The sequence below is a fragment of the Modicisalibacter muralis genome, assembly GCF_900102945.1.
GTDB lineage: Bacteria > Pseudomonadota > Gammaproteobacteria > Pseudomonadales > Halomonadaceae > Modicisalibacter > Modicisalibacter muralis.
In genome coordinates this window covers 192,541-217,989 of the sequence record NZ_FNGI01000003.1, presented here as the reverse complement: position 1 = coordinate 217,989, position 25,449 = coordinate 192,541, and the positions used below count along the sequence as shown (strand labels likewise).

Annotated in this window: 18 protein-coding genes; 15 read left to right on the top strand and 3 right to left on the bottom strand. The window is 63.8% G+C overall.

Features of this window, described 5'->3' with window-relative positions:
- Positions 1–125 precede the first annotated feature (125 nt).
- Positions 126–2,372, bottom strand: coding sequence for a primosomal protein N' (locus BLR92_RS08075; protein ID WP_089727345.1), 2,247 nt, complete (start codon positions 2,370–2,372; stop codon positions 126–128).
- Between the two features lie 167 nt (positions 2,373–2,539).
- Here BLR92_RS08075 and rpmE point away from each other — a divergent pair, with 167 nt between their 5' ends.
- Positions 2,540–2,755, top strand: coding sequence for a 50S ribosomal protein L31 (gene rpmE, locus BLR92_RS08070; protein WP_089727343.1), 216 nt, complete (start codon positions 2,540–2,542; stop codon positions 2,753–2,755).
- A gap of 252 nt (positions 2,756–3,007) precedes the next feature.
- The gene (locus BLR92_RS08065; protein ID WP_089727342.1) at positions 3,008–4,279 is read left to right on the top strand and encodes a malic enzyme-like NAD(P)-binding protein; all 1,272 of its coding nucleotides are present in this window, start codon (positions 3,008–3,010) and stop codon (positions 4,277–4,279) included.
- Positions 4,280–4,367: 88 nt separating this feature from the next.
- Here BLR92_RS08065 and BLR92_RS08060 read toward each other — a convergent pair whose 3' ends face one another.
- A complete protein-coding gene (locus tag BLR92_RS08060) occupies positions 4,368–5,150 on the bottom strand; it encodes a DUF481 domain-containing protein (protein WP_245704141.1) in 783 nt (260 codons plus the stop codon).
- A 118-nt stretch (positions 5,151–5,268) separates the two neighbouring features.
- Positions 5,269–7,791 (bottom strand): penicillin-binding protein 1A, encoded by a 2,523-nt coding sequence (locus BLR92_RS08055; protein ID WP_089727340.1) that lies wholly within the window; start codon positions 7,789–7,791, stop codon positions 5,269–5,271.
- A 258-nt stretch (positions 7,792–8,049) separates the two neighbouring features.
- Between BLR92_RS08055 and pilM the strand changes: the two genes are divergently transcribed.
- From pilM to eno, 13 genes are all read left to right on the top strand, one after another.
- Positions 8,050–9,111, top strand: coding sequence for a type IV pilus assembly protein PilM (gene pilM, locus BLR92_RS08050; RefSeq protein ID WP_089727338.1), 1,062 nt, complete (start codon positions 8,050–8,052; stop codon positions 9,109–9,111).
- Positions 9,108–9,686: a PilN domain-containing protein gene (locus tag BLR92_RS08045; RefSeq protein WP_089727336.1), complete on the top strand. Its 579-nt coding sequence runs from the start codon at positions 9,108–9,110 to the stop codon at positions 9,684–9,686. Before pilM ends, BLR92_RS08045 begins: the two co-directional genes overlap by 4 nt.
- Positions 9,683–10,303 (top strand): type IV pilus inner membrane component PilO, encoded by a 621-nt coding sequence (gene pilO, locus BLR92_RS08040; RefSeq protein ID WP_089727335.1) that lies wholly within the window; start codon positions 9,683–9,685, stop codon positions 10,301–10,303. Before BLR92_RS08045 ends, pilO begins: the two co-directional genes overlap by 4 nt.
- Entirely contained in the window at positions 10,300–10,839 is a 540-nt protein-coding gene (locus BLR92_RS08035) for a pilus assembly protein PilP (protein ID WP_089727333.1), read from the top strand. The genes pilO and BLR92_RS08035 overlap by 4 nt, the downstream gene beginning before the upstream one ends.
- A 30-nt stretch (positions 10,840–10,869) precedes the next feature.
- Positions 10,870–12,906: a type IV pilus secretin PilQ gene (pilQ, locus tag BLR92_RS08030; protein ID WP_089727331.1), complete on the top strand. Its 2,037-nt coding sequence runs from the start codon at positions 10,870–10,872 to the stop codon at positions 12,904–12,906.
- Positions 12,906–13,448, top strand: a complete 543-nt coding sequence (aroK, locus tag BLR92_RS08025) for a shikimate kinase AroK (RefSeq protein WP_089727329.1) — start codon at positions 12,906–12,908, stop codon at positions 13,446–13,448. The genes pilQ and aroK overlap by 1 nt, the downstream gene beginning before the upstream one ends.
- Before the next feature lie 5 nt (positions 13,449–13,453).
- Positions 13,454–14,569 (top strand): 3-dehydroquinate synthase, encoded by a 1,116-nt coding sequence (aroB, locus tag BLR92_RS08020; RefSeq protein WP_089727326.1) that lies wholly within the window; start codon positions 13,454–13,456, stop codon positions 14,567–14,569.
- 242 nt (positions 14,570–14,811) lie between these two features.
- Positions 14,812–19,266 (top strand): glutamate synthase large subunit, encoded by a 4,455-nt coding sequence (gene gltB, locus BLR92_RS08015; protein ID WP_089727324.1) that lies wholly within the window; start codon positions 14,812–14,814, stop codon positions 19,264–19,266.
- A 43-nt stretch (positions 19,267–19,309) separates the two neighbouring features.
- Entirely contained in the window at positions 19,310–20,728 is a 1,419-nt protein-coding gene (locus BLR92_RS08010; protein ID WP_089727323.1) for a glutamate synthase subunit beta, read from the top strand.
- 110 nt (positions 20,729–20,838) lie between these two features.
- Complete coding sequence (locus tag BLR92_RS08005) at positions 20,839–21,393, top strand: cupin domain-containing protein (protein WP_089727321.1); 555 nt, start codon at positions 20,839–20,841, stop codon at positions 21,391–21,393.
- Positions 21,394–21,510: 117 nt separating this feature from the next.
- Positions 21,511–23,172, top strand: a complete 1,662-nt coding sequence (locus tag BLR92_RS08000; RefSeq protein WP_089727318.1) for a CTP synthase — start codon at positions 21,511–21,513, stop codon at positions 23,170–23,172.
- Between the two features lie 37 nt (positions 23,173–23,209).
- A complete protein-coding gene (gene kdsA, locus BLR92_RS07995; RefSeq protein ID WP_089727316.1) occupies positions 23,210–24,061 on the top strand; it encodes a 3-deoxy-8-phosphooctulonate synthase in 852 nt (283 codons plus the stop codon).
- Positions 24,062–24,104: 43 nt separating this feature from the next.
- Positions 24,105–25,400, top strand: a complete 1,296-nt coding sequence (gene eno, locus BLR92_RS07990) for a phosphopyruvate hydratase (RefSeq protein ID WP_089727314.1) — start codon at positions 24,105–24,107, stop codon at positions 25,398–25,400.
- The last annotated feature ends 49 nt before the right edge of the window (positions 25,401–25,449 follow it).

Below are 25,449 nucleotides of genomic sequence, written 5' to 3'. Positions count from 1 at the left end.
GAGCGTCGCTATGCGACTGGAAGCTGGAAGATCGGCGCTACGCGCCTTGAAGAAAAACCAAGAGCCGAGACCGTTCTTAGCTTCCAGCTTCCAGCTTCCAGCTTCCAGCTTCCAGCTTCCAGCTTTCAGCTCAGCGTCTGCGGATCGATATCCAGCGACCAGCGCCCGCGGCGTGCCTGGGGGGCGCGCTCCAGCCAGCCGACGAGGAAGGCGCAGGCTTCATGCAGTGGCCCGCGCCTGGCCGCCGAGAGCATCAATTGCACGTGATAGCGATTCTGGCGGCGCTCCATCGGCGCAGGCACCGGCCCCAGGCAGTCCACCGTCAGGCCGCGCTCCTCGAGCCAATCGCGCAGTGCCGTGGCGGCCTGGCCGGTCAAGTCAATGGCGTCGGCCTCGCGCGCGCTTTCCAGGCGTAGCAGCGCCAGATAGCGATAGGGCGGCAACATGGCCAGGCGGCGCTCCTCGAGCAGCGTCTTGGCGAGCGCATCGAAGCCGCTGTCGGCGAGTAGACGCAGGTGCGGATCGTCGGGGTGCAGGGTCTGCACCATCACGCGCCCGGGGCGTTCGGCGCGCCCGGCGCGCCCGGCCACCTGTATCAATAATTGGGCGCTGTGCTCGAGGGCGCGGAAGTCGCTGGCGTAAAGCCCGGCGTCGGCATTGACCACCACGACCAGCGTCACGTGGGGTAGATGGTGGCCCTTGGCGAGCATCTGGGTGCCGACCAGCAGGCAAGGCTCGCCACGCCGTACCTCGTTCAGCGTCTGCTCGAAGGCATCCTTGCGTCGTGTGCTGTCACGGTCGATGCGATGCACCGGGACGTCGGGGAATAGCGCGGCCAGGGTCTCTTCGCTGCGTTCGGTACCGGTGCCCAGCGGGCGCAGATCGGCGCTGCCGCAATCGGGGCAGGCCTCGGGCAGCGCGCGCTGGCGCTCGCAGTGATGGCAGGTCAGTTGCGGTGGTTGGCGGTGCAAGGTCATGCGTGCGTCGCAGCGGTCGCACTCGGCCAGCCAACCGCAGGCGTGGCAGGCGAGCGTTGGCGCGAAGCCGCGACGATTGATGAACACCAGCACCTGGCCGCCGTCGTTCAGCGTGTTCCTGATGGCGTCGATGACCGGGGGAATCAGCCCACCCTGGCGCGGCCGCCCGCGCAGGTCGACCAGTTCCAGGCGCGCCGGGCCATGGTGGCTGGCGCGCTGCGTCAGGCGCAGGTGACGGTAGTGACCGGCGCGTGCCTGGACCAGGCTTTCCAGCGATGGCGTGGCGCTGCCCAGCACGATCGGGATGCCCTCGCGGTGGGCGCGCACGATCGCCAGATCGCGGGCATGATAACGCAGCCCATCCTGCTGTTTGAACGAGCCGTCGTGCTCCTCGTCGACGATGATCGCGCCGGGGCGAGCGAGTGGCGTGAACACCGCCGAGCGGGTGCCGATGACGATCGGTGCGCGCCCGGCGCGTGCGGCTTCCCAGGCATCCAGGCGCTCCGCATCGGTCAGCCCGGAGTGCAGCGCCACCACCGGTGCGCGGAAACGTCGCCGAAAGCGTGACAGGGTCTGCGGTGTCAGGCCGATCTCGGGAACCAGCACCAGCGCCTGGCGACCCTGGGCGACGATCGCCTCGATCAGTTGCAGGTAGATTTCGGTCTTGCCGCTGCCGGTTACGCCCTGCAGCAAGCAGGGGTGATAGCGTTCGAGGCCCTGATGAAGTTCGGCCAGGGCGGTGGCCTGTTCGCGGTTCAGAGTCAACGCGGGCTCGGCCAATAAGCCGCCGCCTGGTCGTGCTGAGGAGGCAGTCAGCAACTCGTCGACGCATTCGGCCAGCCCCTTGCTGGCAAGTCCGGTGAGCTGGGCACGGCTGAAGCCCTGGGCGCCGATCACCGAGCCGATGATCCCGCGTGGATGCTGGCGCAGCAATTCGAGCAATTCGGCTTGGCGGCGTGCCCGACCCAGACTCGCCGCGTCGGCGGCCCGGCCGGCGGCGGTCAGTTGCCAGCGCTCGCGGGTGCGCGCTTCCAGTGGGCGCCCCTGGCGCAGCAGCACCGGCAGCGCCTGATGCAGGGTGTCACCCAGTGCATGCTGGTAATAACGCGCGGTGAAGTGACACAGCCATAGCCAATCGGCGGGCAACGGTTCGCTGTCCAGGCAGGCGCCGACCGGCTTGAGCGAGGCGAGATCCAGCTCGCTGGTGTCGCGGCATTCGACGACGATACCCACGACCTCGCGGCGGCCCAGGGGAACCCGCACGCGCAGACCCGGTTGCCAGCCACCGGCCGGTGCCGGCTGGCAAGGGCGGTAGTCGAATAGCTTGCGCAAGGGTGTGGGTACGGCGACGCCGAGTGCCCGAGGGGCTGGCGGTATGAGGGGTGTGGCTGACAATTGGCCTCCGCTGATGGCTCTGCTATAATGCCCGGCCCTCGTTTTTAGTGGCGAGTCTTGCGAGAGCTTCTCGGCGCACTGGCTGCGAGGCAAACCGGTTTCTCACAACCCGTGTGCGGTGCTCGGCGTGGATCGGGTGGCGGCACACAGCATCATGAGGCTTCACGATGAAAAAAGGTATCCATCCGGATTACACGAAAGTCACGGCGACCTGTTCCTGCGGCGCCACTCACGAAGTCGGCACCACCGCAGGCCAGGATTTCTCGGTCGATGTCTGCTCCAATTGCCATCCGTTTTACACCGGCAAGCAGAAGCAGGCGACGACAGGTGGCCGTGTCGAACGCTTCAACAAGCGTTTTGGCGCTGCCGTTAAGCGTAACTGATTCGCGCATTGCAGTTTGGCTGCATGAATCATCGACCCGCCCTCGTGGCGGGTTTTTTGTGATCGCTCGATTCGGAAATAAGCTCTTCGTTATGGGTTTTGGAGTTGCTATAAGCCATGATTAATATCTGGAAATTATTTCAAGCAAACGACTAAAGTTCTTTCAATACAGCAGCTTGTGTCAAGTTGTTAGCGTGAGGCTTTTTCTATATTCTGTCCGGAATACCCTCTGCGACCCATACCGGATACGAGCATGACAGACGCGAAAAAACAAGCGGCGCTGGATTATCATTCACAACCGATTCCCGGCAAGCTGTCCGTCGAGCTCACCAAGCCGACTTCCTCGGCCAAGCACCTGGCGTTGGCATACAGTCCCGGCGTGGCCGAGCCGTGCCGGGAGATCGCCAGGGATCCCGAAAGCGCGTACCTGTATACCGGCAAGGGCAATCTGGTCGCGGTGATTTCCGATGGCAGCGCGATTCTCGGTCTGGGCAATCTGGGGCCGCTGGCCAGTAAGCCGGTCATGGAAGGCAAGGGTGTCCTGTTCAAGCGCTTCGCGGGCATCAATTCGGTCGATATCGAAGTCAATGCCGAGAGCCCGCAAGCCTTCATCGATACCGTGGCGCGCATCGCCGATACCTGGGGCGGCATCAATCTCGAGGACATCAAGGCGCCCGAATGCTTCGAGATCGAACGTGCCTTGATCGAACAGTGCAGCATTCCGGTTTTTCACGATGATCAGCACGGCACCGCCATCGTTACCGCGGCGGGCATGCTCAACGCGCTGGATATCGCCGGCAAGCGAATCGAAGAGGCGCGCATCGTCTGTCTGGGCGCCGGCTCCGCGGCCATTGCCTGCATGAAGCTGCTGGTTTCCTGCGGCGCCCGGGCCGAGAACATCTTCATGATCGACCGCAAGGGCGTCATCCACAGCGGTCGCGACGATCTCAATCAGTACAAGGCGATGTTCGCCACCGAAACCCCGCTGCGCACCCTCGATGAAGCCATCGACGGCGCCGACGTCTTCGTCGGCCTGTCCGGCCCCAACCTGCTGACCTCCGAGCAGCTCAAGAAAATGGCCGTCAACCCGGTGGTGTTCGCGTGCTCCAATCCCGACCCGGAGATTCATCCCGAGACGGCGCATGGGGTGCGCGACGACGTGATCATGGCCACCGGGCGCTCCGACTACCCCAATCAGGTCAACAACGTGCTGGGTTTTCCATTCATCTTTCGCGGCGCGCTGGATGTGCGCGCCACGCGCATCAACGAGGAAATGAAGGTCGCCGCGGTGCATGCGATCAAGGACTTGGCTCGCGAGCCGATACCGCAGGCGGTGCTCGACGCCTACGAGCTCGAGGCATTGGAATTCGGCCCTGGCTATATCATTCCCACGCCCTTGGACATCCGCTTGCTCGATCGCGTTTCCGCCGCCGTGGCCCAGGCCGCCGTGGACTCCGGCGTGGCGCGTCGCCCCTATCCGTCACATTATCCGCTGACCAGCGTCGATAACGTCTATGGCGGTTGATCGCCCTGGTCGGGACACGACTTCATGACACGAAGAAGCCGGCCCAAACGGGCCGGCTTCTTCGTTAGTGATTGTCTATCGCGGCACACTACCAGCTATACAGCAATGAGGCGGTCGTGGTGCGGTCGGTGTTGGCGGATGCCTCGTCGGGTGGGTTGGAGTTGCTCTTGAGCTCATGGGACAGGCGCAGCGCGAGGTGCGAGTTCAATTGTGTGGTCAGTGCCGAGAAAGAGCGGGTGGTGACGTTCTCGGCGGTTCCCTCCACCGAAAGCTCCTGCTGCACGCTGGCATGCTCCGAGAGCGCCCACTGGTAATTCACCGCGGCATAGCCGACGGCCAGGTCCTCGTCTTCGCCGTTCTCCAGCGCGTCGTGGCGATAGCCGGGCCCGCCCTCCACAGACAGGCTGTGAGGGGGGCCTTCGAGTAGCTGGCGACCATAGCCGGCGATCATGGTGGTCTGGTGACGGTAGCCACTGAAGCGATCCTTTTCCCAGCGGGCGAAGCCGAACAGGTAGTGCGGGCCATCCAGATCGTAACGCTCGCGTCCGGCGACCAGGTATTGCTCCGCACTGGTATCGTCATCCTTTTCGACGCGACGGGTCTCGGCGCGCAGAATGTGCGTCCAGGCGCCGCTGAGCCATGACAGGGTGCCCTTGGCAATCAGCGTTTCGCTGTTGGTATTGCCCGAGAGCTTGGTGTAACCGAGTTCCGCCGAGCCGCTGAATTCAGGGGCGTCTTCGCCTGGGGCGGGCGGGGCGTAGAACGCGCTGGCCAGCGTCGGCGTGGCGGCGAGCAGCAAGCCGATGGCCAGTGCCGGACTGACTCGCCGTGATAAGGCCATTCGCGCTGAAGCGATGAATGGTCGTGGCATGTCACAAGCTCCTCGTTCTCCTGATCATGTGGGCCGCGTCGTTGTGAAATGCGGCCGATAGGGAGAAAGCGTCGCATAGGGTAGCGGCGGGGCGCGGCATTGCCGGCCCCGTGTGTGATCAGAAAATCGCTTCGTAGGTTCCGGTGCCCTGAGAGCCGCTGCTGTCTTCCAGCTCGCTCTGGATATGTCGCGGCTGGAAACCGGGCAGGTTGCCCTCGCGGAACATTTCGCTGATGCCGCCGGGTTGGTCGTCGTGTAGCCGGCGACCGCTTTGCGGGTCGATGCGTGCGGTGATGATGCCTTCGGGGCGCTCAGGTATGCTTTTTGGCATGCCTTCGAGTGCTCCCGCCATGAAGTCCATCCAGATCGGCAGTGCCGCCTGCGCGCCGTATTCACCGGTACTTTCGTAGTCGTCCTTGCCGACCCACACCGAGGTCACCAATTCACCGTTGAACCCGGAGAACCAGGCGTCGCGCTGATCGTTGCTGGTGCCGGTCTTGCCGACGATATCCTCGCGATTGAGCGCCAGGGCGGCGCGGCCGGTACCGCGCTCGATCACGTCGCGCATGATGTCGCGCAGGATGTACAGGGCCTGGGGATCGAGCACGCGCGGCGCGACGGGATAGGTTTCGCCGTCGATCTGGGTGGTTTCGGCCTCCGGCGGGCAGGTCGTGCAGGCCACGCTGGGGGTGGCTTTCATCAACGGCTCTTCTTTACCGACCCGTTCGACGCGCTCGATATACCAGGGCGAAATCTTGAAGCCGCCATTGGCGAGGATGGCAAACCCGCGCGCCACTTGCAGAGGCGTTAGCGAGGCGCTGCCCAGCGCCAGGGAAAGGCCATGGGGTAGTTTCTCCGGCGAGAAGCCGAATTTCTCGAGGAAATCCAAGGCATTCTCGAGCCCCAGCGACTGCAGTACGCGGATGGTGACCAGGTTGCGCGATCGATAGAGTCCCACGCGCAGCCGGGTCGGACCATGGAACTCGTTGCCTGAATTATTCGGACGCCAGTCGCCGCTGACATCGCTCATGACCACCGGCGCATCGTTGATGACCGTGGCCGCGGTCATGCCACCTTTCTGCAACGCTGCCATATAAATGAAGGGCTTGAAGTTCGAGCCGGGCTGACGTTGGGCCTGAATGGCACGGTTGAACTGGCTGCCGGCGAAACTGAAGCCGCCCTGTAGGGCGAGTAACGCGCCGGTGTCGGGTTCGAGTACCACGATTGCCGCCTGGGCGCCGGGTTTCTGGGATAGCCGCCAATCGCCCTCCTCAGTGCGCAATATGCGTACCAGCGAGCCGCGCTGGGCGATCTGATCGGCGCTGGTGGGTACTTCGCCGCGCCACTCGGGGCTGCGGTACTCGCGTGCCCATTCAAGGCCTGCCCAGCCGATGGTGGCCAGTTCGCCATCGCGGGTCAGCACTTCCATCTCCTTGCCTTCACTGGAAACCACGATGGCGGGCTGTAGCGGCCCCAGTGATGGCGTGCGTTCGAGCACCTTGAGCCAGTTGCTGACATCGATATCGATGCCGCTGACCCGCGCCTTGCTGCTCTCGGCGGCCTGGCGCGCGGTTTCCATGACTTCGGGCGATTCCGACAATTCCTCCTCCAGGCCCTCGCGCTGGGTCTGACTCTGGGCCTCCACCAGGCTGGGCGGAATGTCGGTCTTCTCGGCGCCGCGCCAGCCATGGCGCGTGTCGTACTCGATGAGCCCTTCGACCAACGCCTCGCGCGCCTGAACCTGGAGCTCACTGTCGATGGTGGTGTGGATACGATAGCCGCCGGTGTAGGCGGCTTCACCGAAGCGGTCTATGGCGAATCGGCGCGCCATTTCGGCGACATAAGACGCCTCGATATCGACCTGGGTGGCATGATTGCTCGCCGTGATGGGGGCCTTGACCGCTTGCTGGTAAGCCGCTTGATCGATGAAGCCCTGATCGCGCATGCGGTAAAGCACCCAGTTGCGCCGGATCAGCGAACGCTCGGGATCGGATAGCGGATTCAGCGCCGAGGGCGCCTTGGGCAGGCCGGCGATCATCGCCGTCTCGGCCACGCTGAGCTCATCCAGCGGTTTGTCGTAGTAGGTTTTGGCGGCGGCGGCGACGCCGTAGGCACTGTGACCGAGGTAGATCTTGTTGACGTAGAGCTCGAAGATCTCCTGCTTGCTTAGGATCTGCTCCATCTGCAGGGACAACAGGATCTCACGGATCTTGCGGGTAAACGTCTGGTCCAGGGTCAGCAGGTAGTTGCGCGCGACCTGCATGGTAATGGTGCTGCCGCCGGACTGGATTTCGCCACTCGCGATCAGTTCGAGCGCGGCGCGCACCAGACTGGTGGGATCGACCCCGGGGTGCTCGAAGTAGCTGGAGTCCTCGGCGGCGAGGAAGGCTTGCACCATGTTCTTGGGGATGTCGTCGTAATCGACGAGCATGCGCCGTTCGGTGCCGAACTCGCCGATCAGCTTGCCATCACGGGTGAAGATGCGTAGCGGGGTCTGCAGTTCGAAATCCTGCAGTTGGCGTACATCGGGCAGGCCCGGTGCGAAATACAAGGCGGCACCGGTGATGGCCAGGAGGCTGGCTGCGCTCAAGGAGAGGATGAGCCACAGGGCCGAGGTCAGCAGGCGTCTGAAGAGCTTCATGAAATGACGGTATCCATGGTGATCGGGTGGCGGTCGAGCCGCGAAGAGCAAGGCAATCCGTTGAACTGCGCATTATAAGAAGCTGAGGTGGCAGTAACCAGCGTTGATGACGCAACGAGTGGTTGAGTGTGTAAATGGCAGAAACATCATGTAACCTCGGAAATATAGCCAATAATGCGTAGTGCTTAAGCGTTAGGCTGGTAATAAGAAGCGGTATGGTGCTTCCCATAAACCGCTTTCATCAGCAGGGGCACGACAATGCTGGGGCTCAGTAAGTCCGGTAGAGGGCTGATCGGTGTCGACATCACCTCGGCCACGGTCAAACTGATCGAACTCAAGCGCAGTGGGCAGCACTACCGTGTCGATAGTTACGCGGTGCGGCCACTGCGCGAGGGTGCCGTGGTCGAACGGCGCATTCGACAAATGGACGAAGTCGTCGACGCGATTCGCCGCGCCGTCGATCACGCGCGCCCGCACTCCCTGCGCGCCGCGGTCGCATTGCCGGCCAGCGCGGCGATCACCAAGACGTTGACCCTGCCTGCCTCGCTCAGCGATGAAGAGATCGAAGCGCGCATCGAGCTAGAGTCCGACAAGCATATTCCCTTTCCGTTCAGTGAGGTCGCCTTCGATTTTCAGCGCCTGGGCCTGAACGCGCGTTTCGGCGATCAGCAGGACGTGCTGCTGGTGGCCTGTCGCCAACAGGATGTCAGCCGGCTGACCGATGCGGTGCTGCAAGCCGGGCTCGAGCCCGCCGCCGTCGACGTCGAGGCATTCGCCATGGAACGCGCCTTCGGTGAGCTGCGTCATCAATTGCCGATGGAAGACAGCCAGGAATGTGTCGCGCTGGTGGATATCGGCGCGAACATGAATGCTTTTCATGTGCTGCGCGGCGGACGCATCATCTATAGCCGCGACAGCGTCTTCGGTGGTCGGCAGCTCACCGACGCCATCCGCGAGCGCTATGACCTGAGCATGGAAGAAGCGGGACTGGCTAAGAAGCGTGGTGGCCTGCCCGACGACTATCAGGATACGGTGCTCAAGCCGTTTCGCGACACACTGTTGCAGCATATATCCCGCTCATTGCAGCTCTATCACACCGCCGGGCGCAATCCCGAGGTCAATCGCATGATCCTGGCCGGTGGCTCCAGCGTCATTCCGGGGTTCAGCGACCGGGTGGCCGCCGAGAGCGGCATGGATGTGGTGATCGCCAATCCGTTCGTGCGCATGAAGGTCAATCCGCGCATCGACATTCACACCCTGGCCAACGATGCCCCCGCCATGCTCACCGCTTGCGGTCTGGCGATGAGGTCGCGCTCATGAGCATCGAAATCAATCTCCTGCCATGGCGCGAAGAGCTGCGCGAACGGCGTAGCCGGCGCTTTCTGGTCACGTTGGCGCTGGTGGCGCTGATCGGCGTGGGCGCCGCCTGGGGTGCCTCGCAGTGGTATCAGCATTCGCTGGAGCTGCGCCAGCAACGCATCGCGTACATCAAGGAGCGGACCCAGCAGCTCGACAGCGACATTCAGGCGATTCTCGATTACCAGACGCTGCGCGAGCAGATGCTGACCCAGATCGAGCTGATCCGTGAGTTGCAGTTCAGCCGGCCGCAGACGGTGCGCGTGTTCAACCAGTTGGCCGCTAGCCTCGAGCAGGGCGTTTATTATACCCGGCTGTCGCGCCAGGCCGATCAGCTCAACCTCACGGGGCTGGCCGAAACCAACCGTCAGGTATCCGACCAGATGCGCGCGATTGCCGCCGCCAGGGCATTCGCCATTCCCGTGCTGTCCGAAGTGCAAGTCGAGGATGACGGCAACCGGCGCCGTTTCGACATGAGTGTCGAGGAAACGTTGCCCGAGACGCCCGGCGACGCGGCTGGCGGGGAGGAGGCGCGATGAGCATGAAAGCGGAACTGCGCCGGCTGCGCGAACTCGATTGGCGCGAACTCGACGTGCGTGAGGCGGGTAGCTGGCCGCTGTCGTTGCAACTGCTGTGTTACGCGCTGGTGCTGGTGGTGATTTTCTGGGCGGCGCACTGGTACGTGGTGGCGCCCAAGATCGATGCGCTTGCACGGGCCGAGGTACAGGAACGCGAGTTGCTGCGCCAGTTCGAGAGCAAATCCTATCAGGCCGCCAACCTGCCGATGATGCGCGAGCAAATGGCTGCCTTGGAAGCGCGCATGGGCGTGTTATTGGAAATGCTGCCGACCGGAGCGGAAGTCCCCTCGCTGATCGACAACATCAGCGAGACCGCGCTGGACAACCAGTTGACCATCGACTTCATTCGCCTGCGTAGCCCGGTGCCACGCGAGTTCTATACCGAGCAGCCGTTCGATATTCAGGTTCGGGGCGAGTACCACCGCATCGGCGCCTTTATCTCGGGCGTTGCCAGCCTGCCGCGGATCGTCACGTTGCACGATTTCAGCCTGGTCCCGATGGAAGGCGGAGACACGCTGCAACTCTCGATGCTGGCCAAGACCTATAACCATCGCTCGGTCACGGAGGACGCGCAATGAGGCGTTTCGCGTTCCCGTGGCTGGCACTGGGTGTGCTCGCCCTGGCCGGCTGCCAGGATGCGGAGATCCCGGCGCTCGATCGCCGCCTCGACGAGATTCGCGCCAAGCCGGCGGGTCGGGTCGAGCCGCTGCCCCAGGCGCCTCGCTATCAGGCAGTGACCTATGACCAGGCGGGCTTGCGCAGCCCCTTCGTGCCCGAGCGGCCGGAACCCGAGGAAAACGCCATCGAAGGTCTCGACCTGGCGCCGAACCTCGACCGGCCACGCGATCCACTCGAGCAATACCCGCTCGACGGGCTGCGCCTGGTCGGCACGCTACGCACCGATGGACGCAATTCGGCGTTGGTGCGCGACCCGCAAGGAAAGGTTCATCGCGTGTATGTCGGCGAGCACATGGGTACCGATTTCGGGCGCATCGTCAGCATTACCGACAGTTCCGTGCAACTGGTGGAGGTCGTCTCCAATGGCCAGGGGGGCTGGGTCGAACGCACCCGCAATATTTCGCTCAAGCAAGCCACCGAACAAGGCCAGGGCTGACCCGGCAAGACGCAGGTAGAGGGGATTAACATGACGGGAATGGTACGCACGCTGCTGGTCGCGTTGCTGATGCTGGGAATGGCGGGGCCGGCCGCGGCGGTGTCGACCCTGACGGGGCTGGATTTCGACCAGCGTGCCGGTCAGATCGAGGTGTCGCTGCGCTTTGCGGGTGACGTCCCCGAGGTGCGGGGGTACCGGGTCGATTCGCCACCGCGCCTGACCATCGATCTCATGGATACCGTCAGCCAGCTCGAGCGACGGCGTTTCGAATTGGGCGTGGGCGGCGTCAACCATGTGGTTGCCCTGGAAGCCGGCGAACGAACGCGACTGGTGTTCAATCTCGACCGGGCGTTGCCCTATGCCCTTCGCGAGCAGGGCGATACGCTGGTGCTTGGCATGGGCGAGGGCGTCGTCGACCAACAGCTCGCGGAGAGCCGCACAGCCGCTGCGGCGCCGACCGATCGGGTTGAGGTCATGTCGCGCGAGGCGCAGGTCGAGAATATCGACTTTCGGCGTGGTGAGGATGGCGCCAGCCGATTGATCGTCACCTTCGATCGTAGCGGCGTCGATACCCAGGTCAGTCAGCGTGGCGCTGGCCGCATCGTCGCCGAACTGAGCGATGTCGAGCTGCCCCCCTCGATGCTGCAGGTGCTCGACGTCAGCGATTTCGGCACGCCGATGCAGCGCATCGTGCCGCAGCCTGGAAGCGACGGCGTTACCCTGGCGATCGAGCTCGATGGCGAGTATTCGATGCTTTCCACCCAGAGCGGGCGGCGTCTGGTGATTGAGGCCGAGCCGGTGACGCGTGCCGAACGCGAGGCCGAGCAGCGCGAGCAGTTTCCCTACACCGGCAAGCGAATCTCGCTGAACTTCCAGGATATCGAAGTGCGCGAAGTGCTGGCGATCATCGCCAGCTTTACCGGACTCAACCTGGTCGCCAGCGATAGCGTGCAGGGCAGCGTGACCCTCAACCTGCAGGATGTACCCTGGGATCAGGCGCTGGATCTGGTGCTCAAGAGTCATGGTCTGGCCAGTCGCAAGACCGGCAACGTGCTGATCGTTGCTCCAGCCAACGAGCTTGCCGCCATGGAGCGCCAGGAACTCGAAGCGCAGATGCAGATGCAAGGGCTGGCGCCACTGGTCACCGAGTACATTCCGGTCAGCTATGCCAAGGCATCGGATCTTGCCGTGCTGCTGAGCGGCGGCGAAGGCCTGGGGCTGCTTTCCGAGCGCGGGCGGGTCAGCGTCGATGTGCGCACCAACACGCTGTTGATCCAGGAGACCCGCGAACAGCTCGAGGAAATTCGCCTGGCCATCGCCAGGCTCGATGTCCCGGTGCGTCAGGTGCAGATCGAAGCGCGCATCGTCATCGCCCGCGATAGCGTGACGCGCGAGTTGGGCCTCAACTGGGGGCTGTCGTCACCCCAGGGCAGTCGCTTCGATCTTGAAGGAGCGGCCGATGGCCTGGTCGAAAACGGCGGGCTTAGCGTCGATCTCGGCGATCAGGTCAATCCCGGTACCGGCTTCAGCTTCGGCTACCTATCGGGCGACATACTGCTCGACCTGGAGCTGCGTGCGCTGGAGAGCGAGGGCAAGAGCCAGACCATCTCCCAGCCCAAGGTGATTACTGCCAACCAGCAGACGGCGATCATCAAGCAGGGCACCGAGATCCCCTATCAGGAATCCACCTCGAGCGGCGCGACCAACGTCGAGTTCAAGGAAGCGGTGCTGTCGCTGGAGGTCACCCCGCAGATCACGCCCGACGATCGCATCATCATGGACCTGGTGATCAACAACGACAGCGTCTCCGATGCCAGGTTCGAAGGCGCGCCGGCCATCGATACCAACGAGATCCAGACTCAGGTGCTGGTCGATGACGGCGAAACCGTGGTGCTGGGCGGCATCCTCACCACCCAGCAGTTGCGCAACCTGTTCAAGACGCCGCTGCTCGGCGACATTCCCATCCTCGGGCAACTATTTCGCTATACCGAGGAGAGCAATGAGAAGGTAGAATTGCTAGTCTTCATCACCCCGAAGATTATCGAGGACGAACTGGCGATTCGCTGATGCAGGGTTTTCCCAATGTTTTTCTGGTCGGCCCCATGGGGGCCGGCAAAAGCACCATCGGCCGCCTTCTGGCGGCCGAGTTGCAGCGTGATTTCGTGGATAGCGATCACGAAATTCAGGCGCGCTGCGGCGCCGACATACCCTGGATCTTCGATGTCGAAGGCGAGAGCGGCTTTCGCGAGCGCGAGGCATTGATGGTCGATGAACTGACCCGGCGTGCCTCGATCGTACTGGCCACCGGTGGTGGCGCGGTGATGCGTGAAGTCAATCGCCGCGCGCTGCGCGAGCGCGGCACCGTAGTCTATCTGTACACCACCGTCGAGCAACAGCTACGGCGCACCGCCAAGGATCGCAATCGCCCCCTGCTGCGCAACAAGGACCCCGAAGCGGTATTGCGAGGGTTATTCGAGGTGCGTGACCCCCTTTATCGCGCCACCGCCGATCTGGTGGTGCGTACCGACCGCCGTGGCCCACGCGCGGTGGTCAACGAGATACTGCGACGCGTGCAGCGTCTCGTCGATCCGCTGCAAACCAAGGCTTGATGCCCATGAACGCCGATTCACCGCGTAAGACGCTCAGTGTCGATCTGGGCGAGCGCAGCTATCCCATCCACATTGGCCCCGGCCTGCTCGATGATGGTTCCCTGTTACGCCCGCATTTGGCCGGGCGCCAAGTGATGATCGTCACCAACGAGACGGTGGCGCCGCTGTATCTCGAATCGCTCAAGCGCGGCCTGATTGGCGGCGCGGAAAGCGATCTCGACGTCCGCGAGTTGATCCTGCCCGATGGCGAGCACACCAAGACGCTGGCCTCGGTGGAGCGCATATGGGATGCCCTGCTCGCGGCGGGGTTCAATCGCCGCTGTACGCTGATCGCGCTGGGCGGCGGCGTGATCGGCGACATGACCGGTTACGCCGCGGCCTGCTATCAGCGCGGCGTGGCGTTCATTCAGGTACCCACCACCCTGCTTTCGCAGGTCGACTCGTCGGTGGGCGGCAAGACCGGCGTCAACCATCCGCGCGGCAAGAACATGATCGGTGCCTTCTGGCAACCGCGTGCGGTGCTGATCGATACCGCGACACTGAAGAGCTTGCCGGCGCGCGAGTTGACGGCCGGACTGGCCGAGGTGATCAAGTACGGCCTGATTCGCGATCTCGACTTCCTGGCCTGGCTCGAAGCGAACATGGCGGCGCTGCGCGAACTGGACGATGCGCTGCTCATTGATGCGATCCTGCGCAGTTGTACGATCAAGGCCCGGGTGGTCGTCGAGGACGAAACCGAGCAGGGCGTGCGCGCGCTGCTCAACCTGGGCCACACCTTCGGGCATGCCATCGAGGCGCACCAGGGCTATGGTAACTGGCTGCATGGCGAGGCGGTCGGTACCGGCATGGCAATGGCCGCGTCGCTGTCCCGGCGCCTGGGATGGTTGGATGACGACGAGGTGACGCGCGTCACGACGCTGCTCGAGGCCGCCGGGCTGCCATTGGCGGCACCGAGTGAAATGGACGCCGAGGCATTTATCGAACGCATGCGCCTGGACAAGAAGAATCTCGACAGCCGCCTGCGGCTGGTTTTGCTGCGCACGCTCGGCGACGCTTGCGTGCATGACGACACGCCCCCCACGCTGCTTGACGAGTTTTTGCGCGATTACCCACGCACCTGACACCCAACCCTATCTATTCATGGCAATTTTCGCCCGCTGCATTTGCAGCGGGCGTTTTTTTGCCAAGGGGTTGGAGAGAGGCGGTCGTCTGTCATAATATATGTGCATGCCCCATGCACATTATGCATAACAAGCCGATTTACGGAGTCCCTCGCGGGCTGTGACTCTATCTTCACGGCCCCGGTCTGTGAGTTTTCCTGGATTTCGCACAACACTGCACAAAACAAGATCGAGACATGCCCATGATGAAAGGTCTCCACCAGCCTGGTGAGTTCCGCGATAACTGTGGCTTCGGCCTGATCGCCCATATGGAAGGACAGGCCAGCCACGATCTGCTGAAAACCGCCATCGAGTCGCTGACCTGCATGACCCACCGTGGCGGTATCGCCGCCGACGGCAAGACCGGCGATGGTTGCGGCCTGTTGTTCAAGATGCCTAGCGACTTCATGCGCGGCATCGCCCGCGAGGAACTCGGCATCGAACTCGGCGGGCGTTTCGCCGTGGGCAGCGTTTTCCTGCCCGACGACGATGCACGCGAGACGCGGGCCCGCGACATACTCGACGCCGAACTCGGCGCGCGGGGCCTTAGCGTGCGCGGCTGGCGCGACGTGCCGGTCGACCCCAGCGTGTGCGGGCCGATGGCGCTCGACTGCCTGCCGCGCATCCGCCAGGTCTTCGTCGAGGCGAGCGACGATCGTCTCGACCAGGTCTTCAATGTCGATCTGTTCATGGCGCGGCGGCGCGCCGAGCAACAGCTCAAGCACGAGGAAGACTTCTACGTCTGCTCGCTGTCGTCCAAGGTGGTGTCGTACAAGGGCCTGATGATGCCCGTCGATCTGCCGACCTTCTATCACGACCTGAACGACCCGCGCCTGGAAACCGCTATCTGCGTTTTCCACCAGCGTTTCTCGACCAACACCGCGCCGCGCTGGCCGCTGGCGCAGCCGTTCCGCTTCCTGGCCCACAACGGCGAAATCAACACCATCGAGGCCAACCGTGGCTGGGCCAACGCGCGCAAGGAAAACTTCGTCAGCGACCTGCTGCCCGACATCACCGAGCTCGACGAGATCGTCAATACCAGCGGTTCCGACTCGTCGAGCATGGACAACATGCTCGAAGTGCTGATGACCGGTGGCATGGACCTGTACAACGCGATTCGCATGATGGTGCCGCCGGCCTGGCAGAACGTCGAGACCATGGACGCCCAGCTACGTGCCTTCTACGAATACAACTCCATGCACATGGAGGCCTGGGACGGCCCGGCGGGGCTGGTGATGACCGACGGTCGCCACGCGGTGTGCATGCTCGACCGCAACGGCCTGCGCCCGGCGCGCTGGGTGATCACCAAAAATGGCTATATCACCCTGGCCTCGGAGGTCGGCACCTACGGCTACAAACCCGAGGACGTGGTCGCCAAGGGCCGGGTCGGCCCGGGGCAGGTGCTCGGCGTGGACACCGAGACCGGCGAGGTACTGCACACCCGCGAGATCGACGATCGGCTCAAGTCGGCGCACCCTTATAAGCGCTGGCTGAAGGATCGTGCCCAGTATCTTGAGTCGGCGCTTACCGAGCTGGCGCGCTTCCAGCCGCTCGAAGGCGACGAGCTGCGCGTTTACCAGAAGATGTTCCAGGTTACCTCCGAGGAGCGCGACCAATTGCTGCGGCCGCTGGCCGAAAGCGGCCAGGAGGCGGTCGGCTCGATGGGCGACGACACGCCGATGGCGGTGCTGTCGCGCCACGGTCGCTTGCTCACCGACTACTTCCGCCAGAAATTCGCCCAGGTCACCAACCCGGCCATCGATCCACTGCGTGAAGCGATCGTGATGTCGCTGGAAACCTGCTGTGGCGCCGAGCTCAATGTCTTCGAGGCGACTCCCGATCACGCCCATCGCCTGATCCTGACCACGCCGGTGCTGTCGCCGCGCAAGTTCACCGCGCTGGTCGCCCAGGAGGATGAGGCGTTTCGCGTCCAGACGTTCAAGCTGGCTTACGATCCCGAGCAGAGCACCCTCAAGCAGGCGCTATTGGCGCTGTGCCAGGAGGTCGAGCAGGCAGTGCTGGAGAAGGGCGCGGTGCTGCTGGTGCTGTCCGACGACTGCCTCGCAAATGGCCAGTTGCCGATCCATGCGGTGCTCGCCACCGGCGCGATTCATCATCATCTGGGGCGCTTGGCGCTGCGCCCGCGCGTCAATCTGGTGGTCGAGACCGGCTATGCCCGCGACGCCCACCAGATGGCGGTGCTGTTCGGTGTGGGCGCCACGGCGGTTTATCCCTACCTGGCCTATCAGGTGATGGCCGACATGCATCGCAGCGGCGAACTGGTCGGCAACCCGGCGGATGCCCGCGAGAACTATCGCAAGGGCCTGCAAAAAGGGCTCTACAAGATTCTCTCGAAGATGGGTATCTCGACGCTGGCGTCGTATCGCGGCTCGCAGTTGTTCGAGGCGGTGGGGCTGTCGTCCGAGGTCATGGACTTGTGCTTCACGGGCATGATGTCGCGCATCGAAGGCACGGGTTTCGCCGAGTTGCAGTTGCAGCAAGAGCTGTTGGCGCGCGATGCCTGGATACCGCGCAAGACCCTGCGTCAGGGTGGCTTGATCAAGTACGTCCATGCTCATGAATACCACGCCTACAACCCCGACGTGGTGATGACCCTGCAAGAAGCGGTGCAGCAGGGCGATTACGCCAAGTGGAAGAAATTCGCCCGGCTGGTAAACGAGCGGCCGGTGGCGACCATTCGCGACATGCTCAAGCTCAAGCCGGCCGCCGAGCCGCTGCCGCTCGACGAGGTCGAGTCGGTCGAGGAGCTGCTGCCGCGTTTCGACAGCGCCGGCATGTCGCTCGGCGCGCTGTCGCCGGAGGCCCACGAGGCGCTGGCCCAGGCCATGAACGAGGCCGGCGGGCGCTCCAACTCCGGCGAGGGCGGCGAGGATCCGGCGCGCTACGGCACCATCAGGAGCTCGAAGATCAAGCAGATCGCCTCCGGGCGTTTCGGCGTGACGCCGGCCTACCTAGTCAACGCTGAGGTGCTGCAGATCAAGGTCGCCCAGGGCGCCAAGCCCGGTGAGGGCGGCCAGTTGCCCGGCGGCAAGGTCAACGAGCTGATCGCCCGGCTGCGCTACGCGGTGCCCGGCGTGACGCTGATTTCGCCACCGCCGCACCACGACATCTATTCCATCGAGGATCTGGCGCAGTTGATCTTCGATCTCAAGCAGGTCAACCCGACCGCCCAGGTCTCGGTCAAGCTGGTCTCCGAGCCGGGCATCGGCACCATCGCCACCGGCGTGGCCAAGGCCTATGCCGATCTGATCACCGTCTCCGGCTACGACGGCGGCACCGCGGCGAGCCCGCTGACCTCGATCAAGCACGCCGGCAGTCCGTGGGAGTTGGGCCTGCCCGAGGTGCATCAGGCGCTGCGCATCAACGGCCTGCGCGACAAGATTCGCTTGCAGACCGACGGCGGCCTGAAGACCGGCCTCGACGTGGTCAAGGCGGCGATTCTCGGCGCCGAGAGCTTCGGCTTCGGCACCGCGCCGATGGTCGCGTTGGGCTGCAAGTACCTGCGTATCTGCCACCTCAACAACTGTGCCACCGGCGTCGCTACCCAGCACCAGTACCTGCGCGACGAGCACTTCCGCGGCACCGTCGACATGGTCAAGCACTACTTCCGCTTCATCGCCGAGGAAGTGCGCGAACTGATGGCGCTGCTCGGCGTGCGTAAACTCACCGATCTGATCGGGCGTACCGATCTGCTCGAGGCACTCGAAGGCGAGACTGCCTCGCAGCGCAAGCTCGACCTGACGCCGCTGCTGGAAAACGACTTCGTGCCGGCGGATGCGCCGCAGTTCTGCACGATCAGTCGCAACGAGCCGCACGATCCGGGCGCCAAGAACCGAGAGATAGTGGAAACGCTGATGGCGGCGATCGAGACCAGGTCCGGCGGTGAGTTCGAATTCACTATCACCAATGGCGATCGCTCGCTGGGCGCGCGCGCCTCCGGCGAGATCGCCAAGCGCTATGGCGAGGCCGGGCTCGAGGATGCACCGATCAACGTGCGCTTCACCGGCGTCGCCGGCCAGAGCCTCGGCGTGTGGAATGCGCGCGGCCTCAATCTGTATCTAGAGGGCGATGCCAACGACTATGTCGGCAAGGGCATGAACGGCGGCAAGGTGGTCATCGTTCCGCCGCGCACGAGCACCTTCAAGAGCCATGAGACCGCGATCATCGGCAATACCTGCCTGTATGGCGCCACCGGTGGCAAGCTGTTTGCCGCCGGCACCGCCGGCGAGCGCTTCGCTGTGCGCAACTCCGGCGTGCATGCGGTGATCGAGGGCGCGGGCGATCACTGTTGCGAGTACATGACCGGCGGCATGGTCGCCGTGCTCGGCGAGACCGGCGTCAATTTCGGCGCGGGCATGACCGGTGGCTTCGCCTACGTGCTCGATGAGGATCGTACCTTCGTCGACAAGTACAACCATGAACTGGTGGAGATCCACCGCATCAATACCGAGGCCATGGAAGCCTATCGGCGCCACCTGCGCGAAGTGATCGAGGAGTACGTCGCCGAGACCGGCTCCGCGCGCGGCGAAGAGATCCTCGAGGACTTCTCCGACTTCGTGCGTCATTTCTGGCTGGTCAAGCCCAAGGCGGCAAGTCTCAACGGCCTGCTCGCCGAGTCCCGGCGGCGACCCGAATGAGCCGAGCCCCGGTGGCGCCCCGAATAATTAGGAGAGACGATTCATGGCAAACCGTCTAAGCAACGATTTCCAGTTCATCGATGTCGGCCGTCAGGATCCGCGCAAGAAAGAGGCACGCACCCGCGCCCGCGAGTTCGCCGAGATCTACGAACCCTACAAGCCCAGCGAGGCGGCCAGCCAGGCGCATCGCTGCCTGGACTGCGGCAACCCTTATTGCGAATGGAAGTGCCCGGTACACAACTACATTCCCAACTGGCTCAAGCTGGTCAGCGAGGGCAATATTCTCGAAGCCGCCGAGCTGTCGCACAAGACCAACTCGTTGCCCGAGGTGTGTGGTCGCGTATGCCCGCAGGATCGCCTCTGCGAAGGCGACTGCACGCTCAACGACGGCTTCGGCGCGGTGACCATCGGCTCGGTGGAGAAATACATCACCGACACCGCCTTCGCCATGGGCTGGCGTCCGGACATGTCCCAGGTCACCTGGACCGACAGGCGCGTGGCGGTGATCGGCGCTGGCCCGGCGGGGCTCGGCTGCGCCGATATCCTGGTGCGCAATGGCGTAAGGCCGGTGGTGTTCGACCGCTACCCGGAGATCGGTGGCCTGCTGACCTTCGGCATCCCCGAGTTCAAACTCGAGAAGAACGTCATGGAGCGGCGCCGTGCGGTGTTCGAGGAGATGGGCATCGAGTTTCGCCTCAACACCGAGATCGGCAAGGACGTAAGCATCGACGCGCTGCTCGCCGAGTACGACGCGGTGTTCATGGGCATGGGTACCTACAAGTACATGCAGGGCGGTTTCCCCGGCGAGGAGCTGCCCGGCGTGCACAAGGCGCTCGACTATCTGGTCGCCAACGTCAACCACTGCCTGGGTTTCGAGAATGCCCCGGGCGAGTATCAAAGCCTGCAAGGCCAGCGCGTGGTGGTGCTGGGCGGCGGCGACACCGCCATGGACTGCAACCGCACCGCGATTCGCCAGGGTGCGACCAGCGTCACCTGTGCCTACCGTCGCGATGAGGGCAACATGCCCGGTTCCAAGCGCGAGGTATCCAACGCCCGCGAGGAGGGCGTCGACTTCCTGTTCAATCGCCAGCCAGTGGCGGTGATCGGCGAGGATAAGGTGGAGGGCGTCAAGCTGGTGCGCACGCGTTTGGGTGAGCCGGATGAGAACGGCCGTCAGCGCCCCGAAGTGGTGCCGGGTTCGGAAGAGATCCTGGCCTGCGATGCGGTGATCATCGCCTTCGGCTTCCAGCCCAGCGAGATCGACTGGTTCGAGCCCAACGACATCGCCACCGACGAACGCGGCCGGGTCACCGCGCCGGAGCATGGAAGCTTCGCCTTCCAGACCAGCAACGAGAAGATCTTCGCCGGTGGCGACATGGTGCGCGGCTCCGACCTGGTGGTCACGGCGGTGTATGAAGGACGCCAGGCCGGCGAAGGGATTCTCGATTACCTGGGTGTCTGATCGCGTATCGATCGCCCTCGAGCATCGCCCCGGCCATGGCCGGGGCGATTGCGTTTTCAGCGCTACCTTCATCTACGCTGGGAGTGACAGCCATTAGCCAGGAGAAAGACATGGACGACACGCTGGCGACACTTGGCCTTGGGTCGAGCGAGGGTGGCTCGGTGGTTCCCGAGCAGTTGACCTTCGACGATGACGGGCGCATCCCCAATACACGCTTGGCCACACTGCTGTTTCGCTCCGGTGGGCTTGAGGCGGGGCTGGACCGGGAGAGCGTGGCGCAGTGTTTCGAGCGGCTCTTCAGCGCTTACGACTGGCCACCCAGCTGGCGAGGTGGCGTGTATGACTACCATCATTATCATTCCACCGCCCATGAGGCGTTCGGTGCGCTTTCGGGATGGGGCAAGCTGCGCCTGGGCGGCGAGGCGGGCCGCGATGTCGAGATTCGCGCCGGCGACGCGCTGATATTGCCCGCCGGCACAGGCCACTGTTGCCTGGCGGCGAGCGACGATTTCTTGCTGCTGGCCGCCTATCCGATCGATCAGCCAACGCTCGACCTGATTCGCGCCGACCCCGCCGAGCACGACGCGGCGGTTGCGCGGATCGCCCAGTTGTCGCAACCCGAGCGTGATCCGTTGGGCGGGGCCATGTCGCGCTGGTGGTCGTAGGCTCGGCTGATCGGGGAGGCCGGCTAAATTGAGCCCGGGAGCCGAGTCTGCTATTCTGGCGTCCCATCCGGGCCCGGTTTCTCCACGGCCCTCTGCTCACGATTCGACAGGTTTTCCATGACACGATATATCTTCGTGACCGGCGGCGTTGTGTCCTCTCTCGGCAAGGGCATTGCGTCGGCCTCCCTCGCGGCGATTCTCGAGGCACGCGGCCTCAAGGTCACCATTCTCAAGCTGGATCCGTACATCAACGTCGATCCGGGCACCATGAGCCCATTCCAGCACGGCGAGGTATTCGTCACCGAAGACGGCGCGGAGACCGATCTCGACCTGGGCCATTACGAGCGTTTCATCCGCACCCGGATGACCCAGGGCAACAACTTCACCACCGGGCGCGTCTACGAGCACGTGCTGCGCCGCGAGCGGCGCGGCGACTACCTGGGCGGCACCGTGCAGGTGATTCCGCACATTACCGACGAGATCAAGCGCCGGGTGATCGAAGGTGGCGAGGGCTGCGACGTGGCGCTGGTGGAAATCGGCGGTACCGTGGGCGACATCGAGTCGCTGCCGTTTCTCGAGTCGATCCGCCAGTTGCGCAGCGAAGTCGGCGCCAACCGCGCGCTGTTCATGCACCTGACGCTGGTGCCCTACATCAAGACCGCCGGCGAGACCAAGACCAAGCCGACCCAGCACAGCGTCAAGGAACTGCGCTCGATCGGTATCCAGCCCGATATCCTGATTTGCCGCAGCGAGGTCGAGCTCGAAGAGGTCGAGCGGCGCAAGATCGCGCTGTTCACCAACGTCGAGGAGCGCGCGGTCGTCCCGCTCAAGGATGCCGACACCATTTACCGTATCCCGCTGATGCTGCACGAGTTCGGCCTCGACGAGATCGTCTGCGACAAGCTGCGTATCGAGGCGCCGCAGGCCGATCTGACCGAATGGGTGCATGTGCTCGACGCCAAGCTCAACCCGCTCAAGTCGATCAACATCGCCATGGTCGGCAAGTACATGGAGCTGCTCGACGCCTACAAGTCGCTCAACGAAGCGCTGATTCACGCCGGTATCCAGACCCGGGTCAAGGTCAACATCGACTACATCGACGCCGAAACCATCGAGCACCACGGCACCGAGCGACTGGCCGGCAAGGATGCGATTCTGGTCCCCGGTGGCTTCGGCGAGCGCGGCGTGGAAGGCAAGATCGCCACCGCCCGCTACGCGCGCGAGCAGGGCATCCCCTACTTGGGTATCTGCCTGGGCATGCAGGTCGCGGTGATCGAATTCGCCCGTCATATCGCCGGCTGGGCAGATGCCGACTCCACCGAATTCACCCACGACACCCAGCATCCGGTGATCGGCCTGATCACCGAATGGCTCAGCCCCGAGGGTAAGATCGAACTGCGCGACGAGGCCTCCGATCTGGGTGGCACCATGCGCCTGGGTGGCCAGATATGCCACCTCAAGGCCGGCACCAAGGCGCGCGAGGCCTATGGCCTGGATGCCATTACCGAGCGTCATCGCCACCGCTTCGAGGTCAACAACCAGTTCATCGACGAACTGGAAAAGGCCGGGCTGGTGATCTCCGGCAAGAGCGTCGACAATTCGTTGGTGGAAATGATCGAGTTGCCCGATCACCCCTGGTACGTGGCCTGCCAGTTCCACCCGGAATTCACCTCCACGCCGCGCGACGGTCACCCGCTGTTCACCGGCTTCGTCAACGCGGCGCTGGAGCACAAGGCGGCGCGTGCGCGACTGCAGGCCCAACAGGCGCCTCAGGGCTGAGCCCGCTCGAAGAGAGCCTTTTATAAGGGGATTTGGCATGGCTGTGACTCAACGAATCATCGAATTCGCCGGCCTCAGGGCCGGTAATTCGTTGCCGCTGATGCTGTTCGGCGGCATGAACGTGCTGGAATCCCGCGAGATGGCGCTGGACGTCGCCGAGACCTACGTCGACGTGTGTGGCCGGCTGGGCATCCCCTACGTGTTCAAGGCCAGCTTCGACAAGGCCAACCGCAGCTCGATCCACTCCTATCGCGGCCCCGGCCTGGAACAAGGGCTCGAGATCCTCGCCGAAGTCAAGTCGCGCTTCAACGTGCCGATCATCACCGACGTTCACGAACCCTGGCAGGCCGCACCCGCCGCCGAGGTTGCCGATGTCATCCAGCTACCGGCCTTTCTCGCCCGCCAGACCGACCTGGTGGTGGCGATGGCCGAGACCGGCGCGGTGGTCAACATCAAGAAGCCGCAATTCGTCGCGCCCCACGAGATGCGCCATATCCTCGCCAAGTGCCAGGAAGTCGGCAATTCGCGGCTGATCCTGTGCGAGCGTGGTTCGAGTTTCGGCTACAACAACCTGGTGGTCGACATGCTCGGCTTCGGCGAGATGAAGCAGACCGGCTTCCCGGTGATCTTCGACGTGACCCATTCGTTGCAGCGCCCCGGCGGGCGTTCGGACAGTGCCGATGGGCGCCGTGCCCAGGTCTTCGAACTGGCGCGTGCCGGCGTCGCCGTGGGTCTGGCCGGGCTGTTTCTCGAGGCACACCCCGACCCCGACAACGCCAAGTGCGACGGCCCCTGCGCGCTGCCGCTGGACAAGCTCGAGCCGTTCCTGGGCCAGCTCAAGGCGCTCGACGATTTAACCAAGAGCTTCCCCGAGACTCACATTCAATAATTCAATTTCGACAACGCTGAACCACCTGAAAAGGACGACATACATGGCAGAGATCGTCGATATTCGCGCCCTCGAGGTGCTCGACTCGCGTGGCAACCCGACCGTACAGGCCGAGGTGATCCTGAAAAGTGGCGTGCGCGGCAGCGCCTGTGCGCCGAGCGGTGCCTCCACCGGCTCGCGCGAAGCGCTGGAGCTGCGTGACGGCGACAAGTCGCGCTACCTGGGCAAGGGCGTGCTCAAGGCGGTCGAGGCCGTGAACGGCAAGATTCGCGAACGCCTCGTGGGCATGGATGCGCGCGACCAGCGTGCGCTGGACAACGCCATGCTCGAACTCGACGGCACCGACAACAAGGCCAACCTGGGCGCCAATGCGATTCTCGCCGTGTCGCTGGCCGCCGCCAAGGCCGCCGCCGCCGAGCTGGGTGTGCCGCTCTACGCGCATATTGCCGAGCTCTACGGCCAGCCCGGCCAATACAGCATGCCGGTACCGATGATGAACATCATCAATGGCGGCGAGCATGCCGACAACAACGTCGACATGCAGGAGTTCATGGTCCAGCCAGTCGGCGCGGCGAACTTCCGTGAGGCGCTGCGCATGGGTGCGGAAATCTTCCACGCGCTGAAGAAGGTGTTGTCTGGTCGTGGCCTGGCCACCTCGGTGGGCGACGAAGGCGGCTTCGCGCCCAACCTGGAATCCAACGCCGAGGCGCTGGCGGTGATCAAGCAGGCGGTGAGCGACGCCGGCTATACCTTGGGCAAGGACGTCACCCTGGCGCTGGATTGCGCGTCATCCGAGTTCTATAACAACGGTGAGTACGATCTGGCGGGCGAAGGCAAGCGTTACGATTCCGCCGGCTTCGCCGATTACCTGGCCGAGCTGGTCGCCGAGTATCCGATCGTCTCGATCGAGGACGGCATGGACGAATCCGACTGGGCGGGCTGGAAGACGCTGACCGACAAGCTGGGCGACAAGGTGCAACTGGTCGGCGACGACCTGTTCGTCACAAATACTAAAATATTGAAGCGTGGCATCGACGAGCAGATCGGCAACTCGATCCTGATTAAATTCAACCAGATTGGCTCGCTCTCCGAGACCCTGGATGCCATCAAAATGGCCCAGGACGCCGGCTTCACCGCGGTCATCTCGCATCGCAGTGGCGAGACCGAGGACACCACCATCGCCGATCTGGCGGTCGGCACCTCGGCCGGGCAGATCAAGACCGGCTCGTTGAGCCGCAGCGATCGTATCGCCAAGTACAATCGCCTGCTGGTGATCGAGCAGGAACTCGGCGGCAAGGCTGGCTACCCGGGGCTCAAGGCCATCAAGGGTCAGGGCTGAGCGTCAAGGTAGAGCTTTCGAGCGGTTTGCGGCCCGGCCCCGATGATTC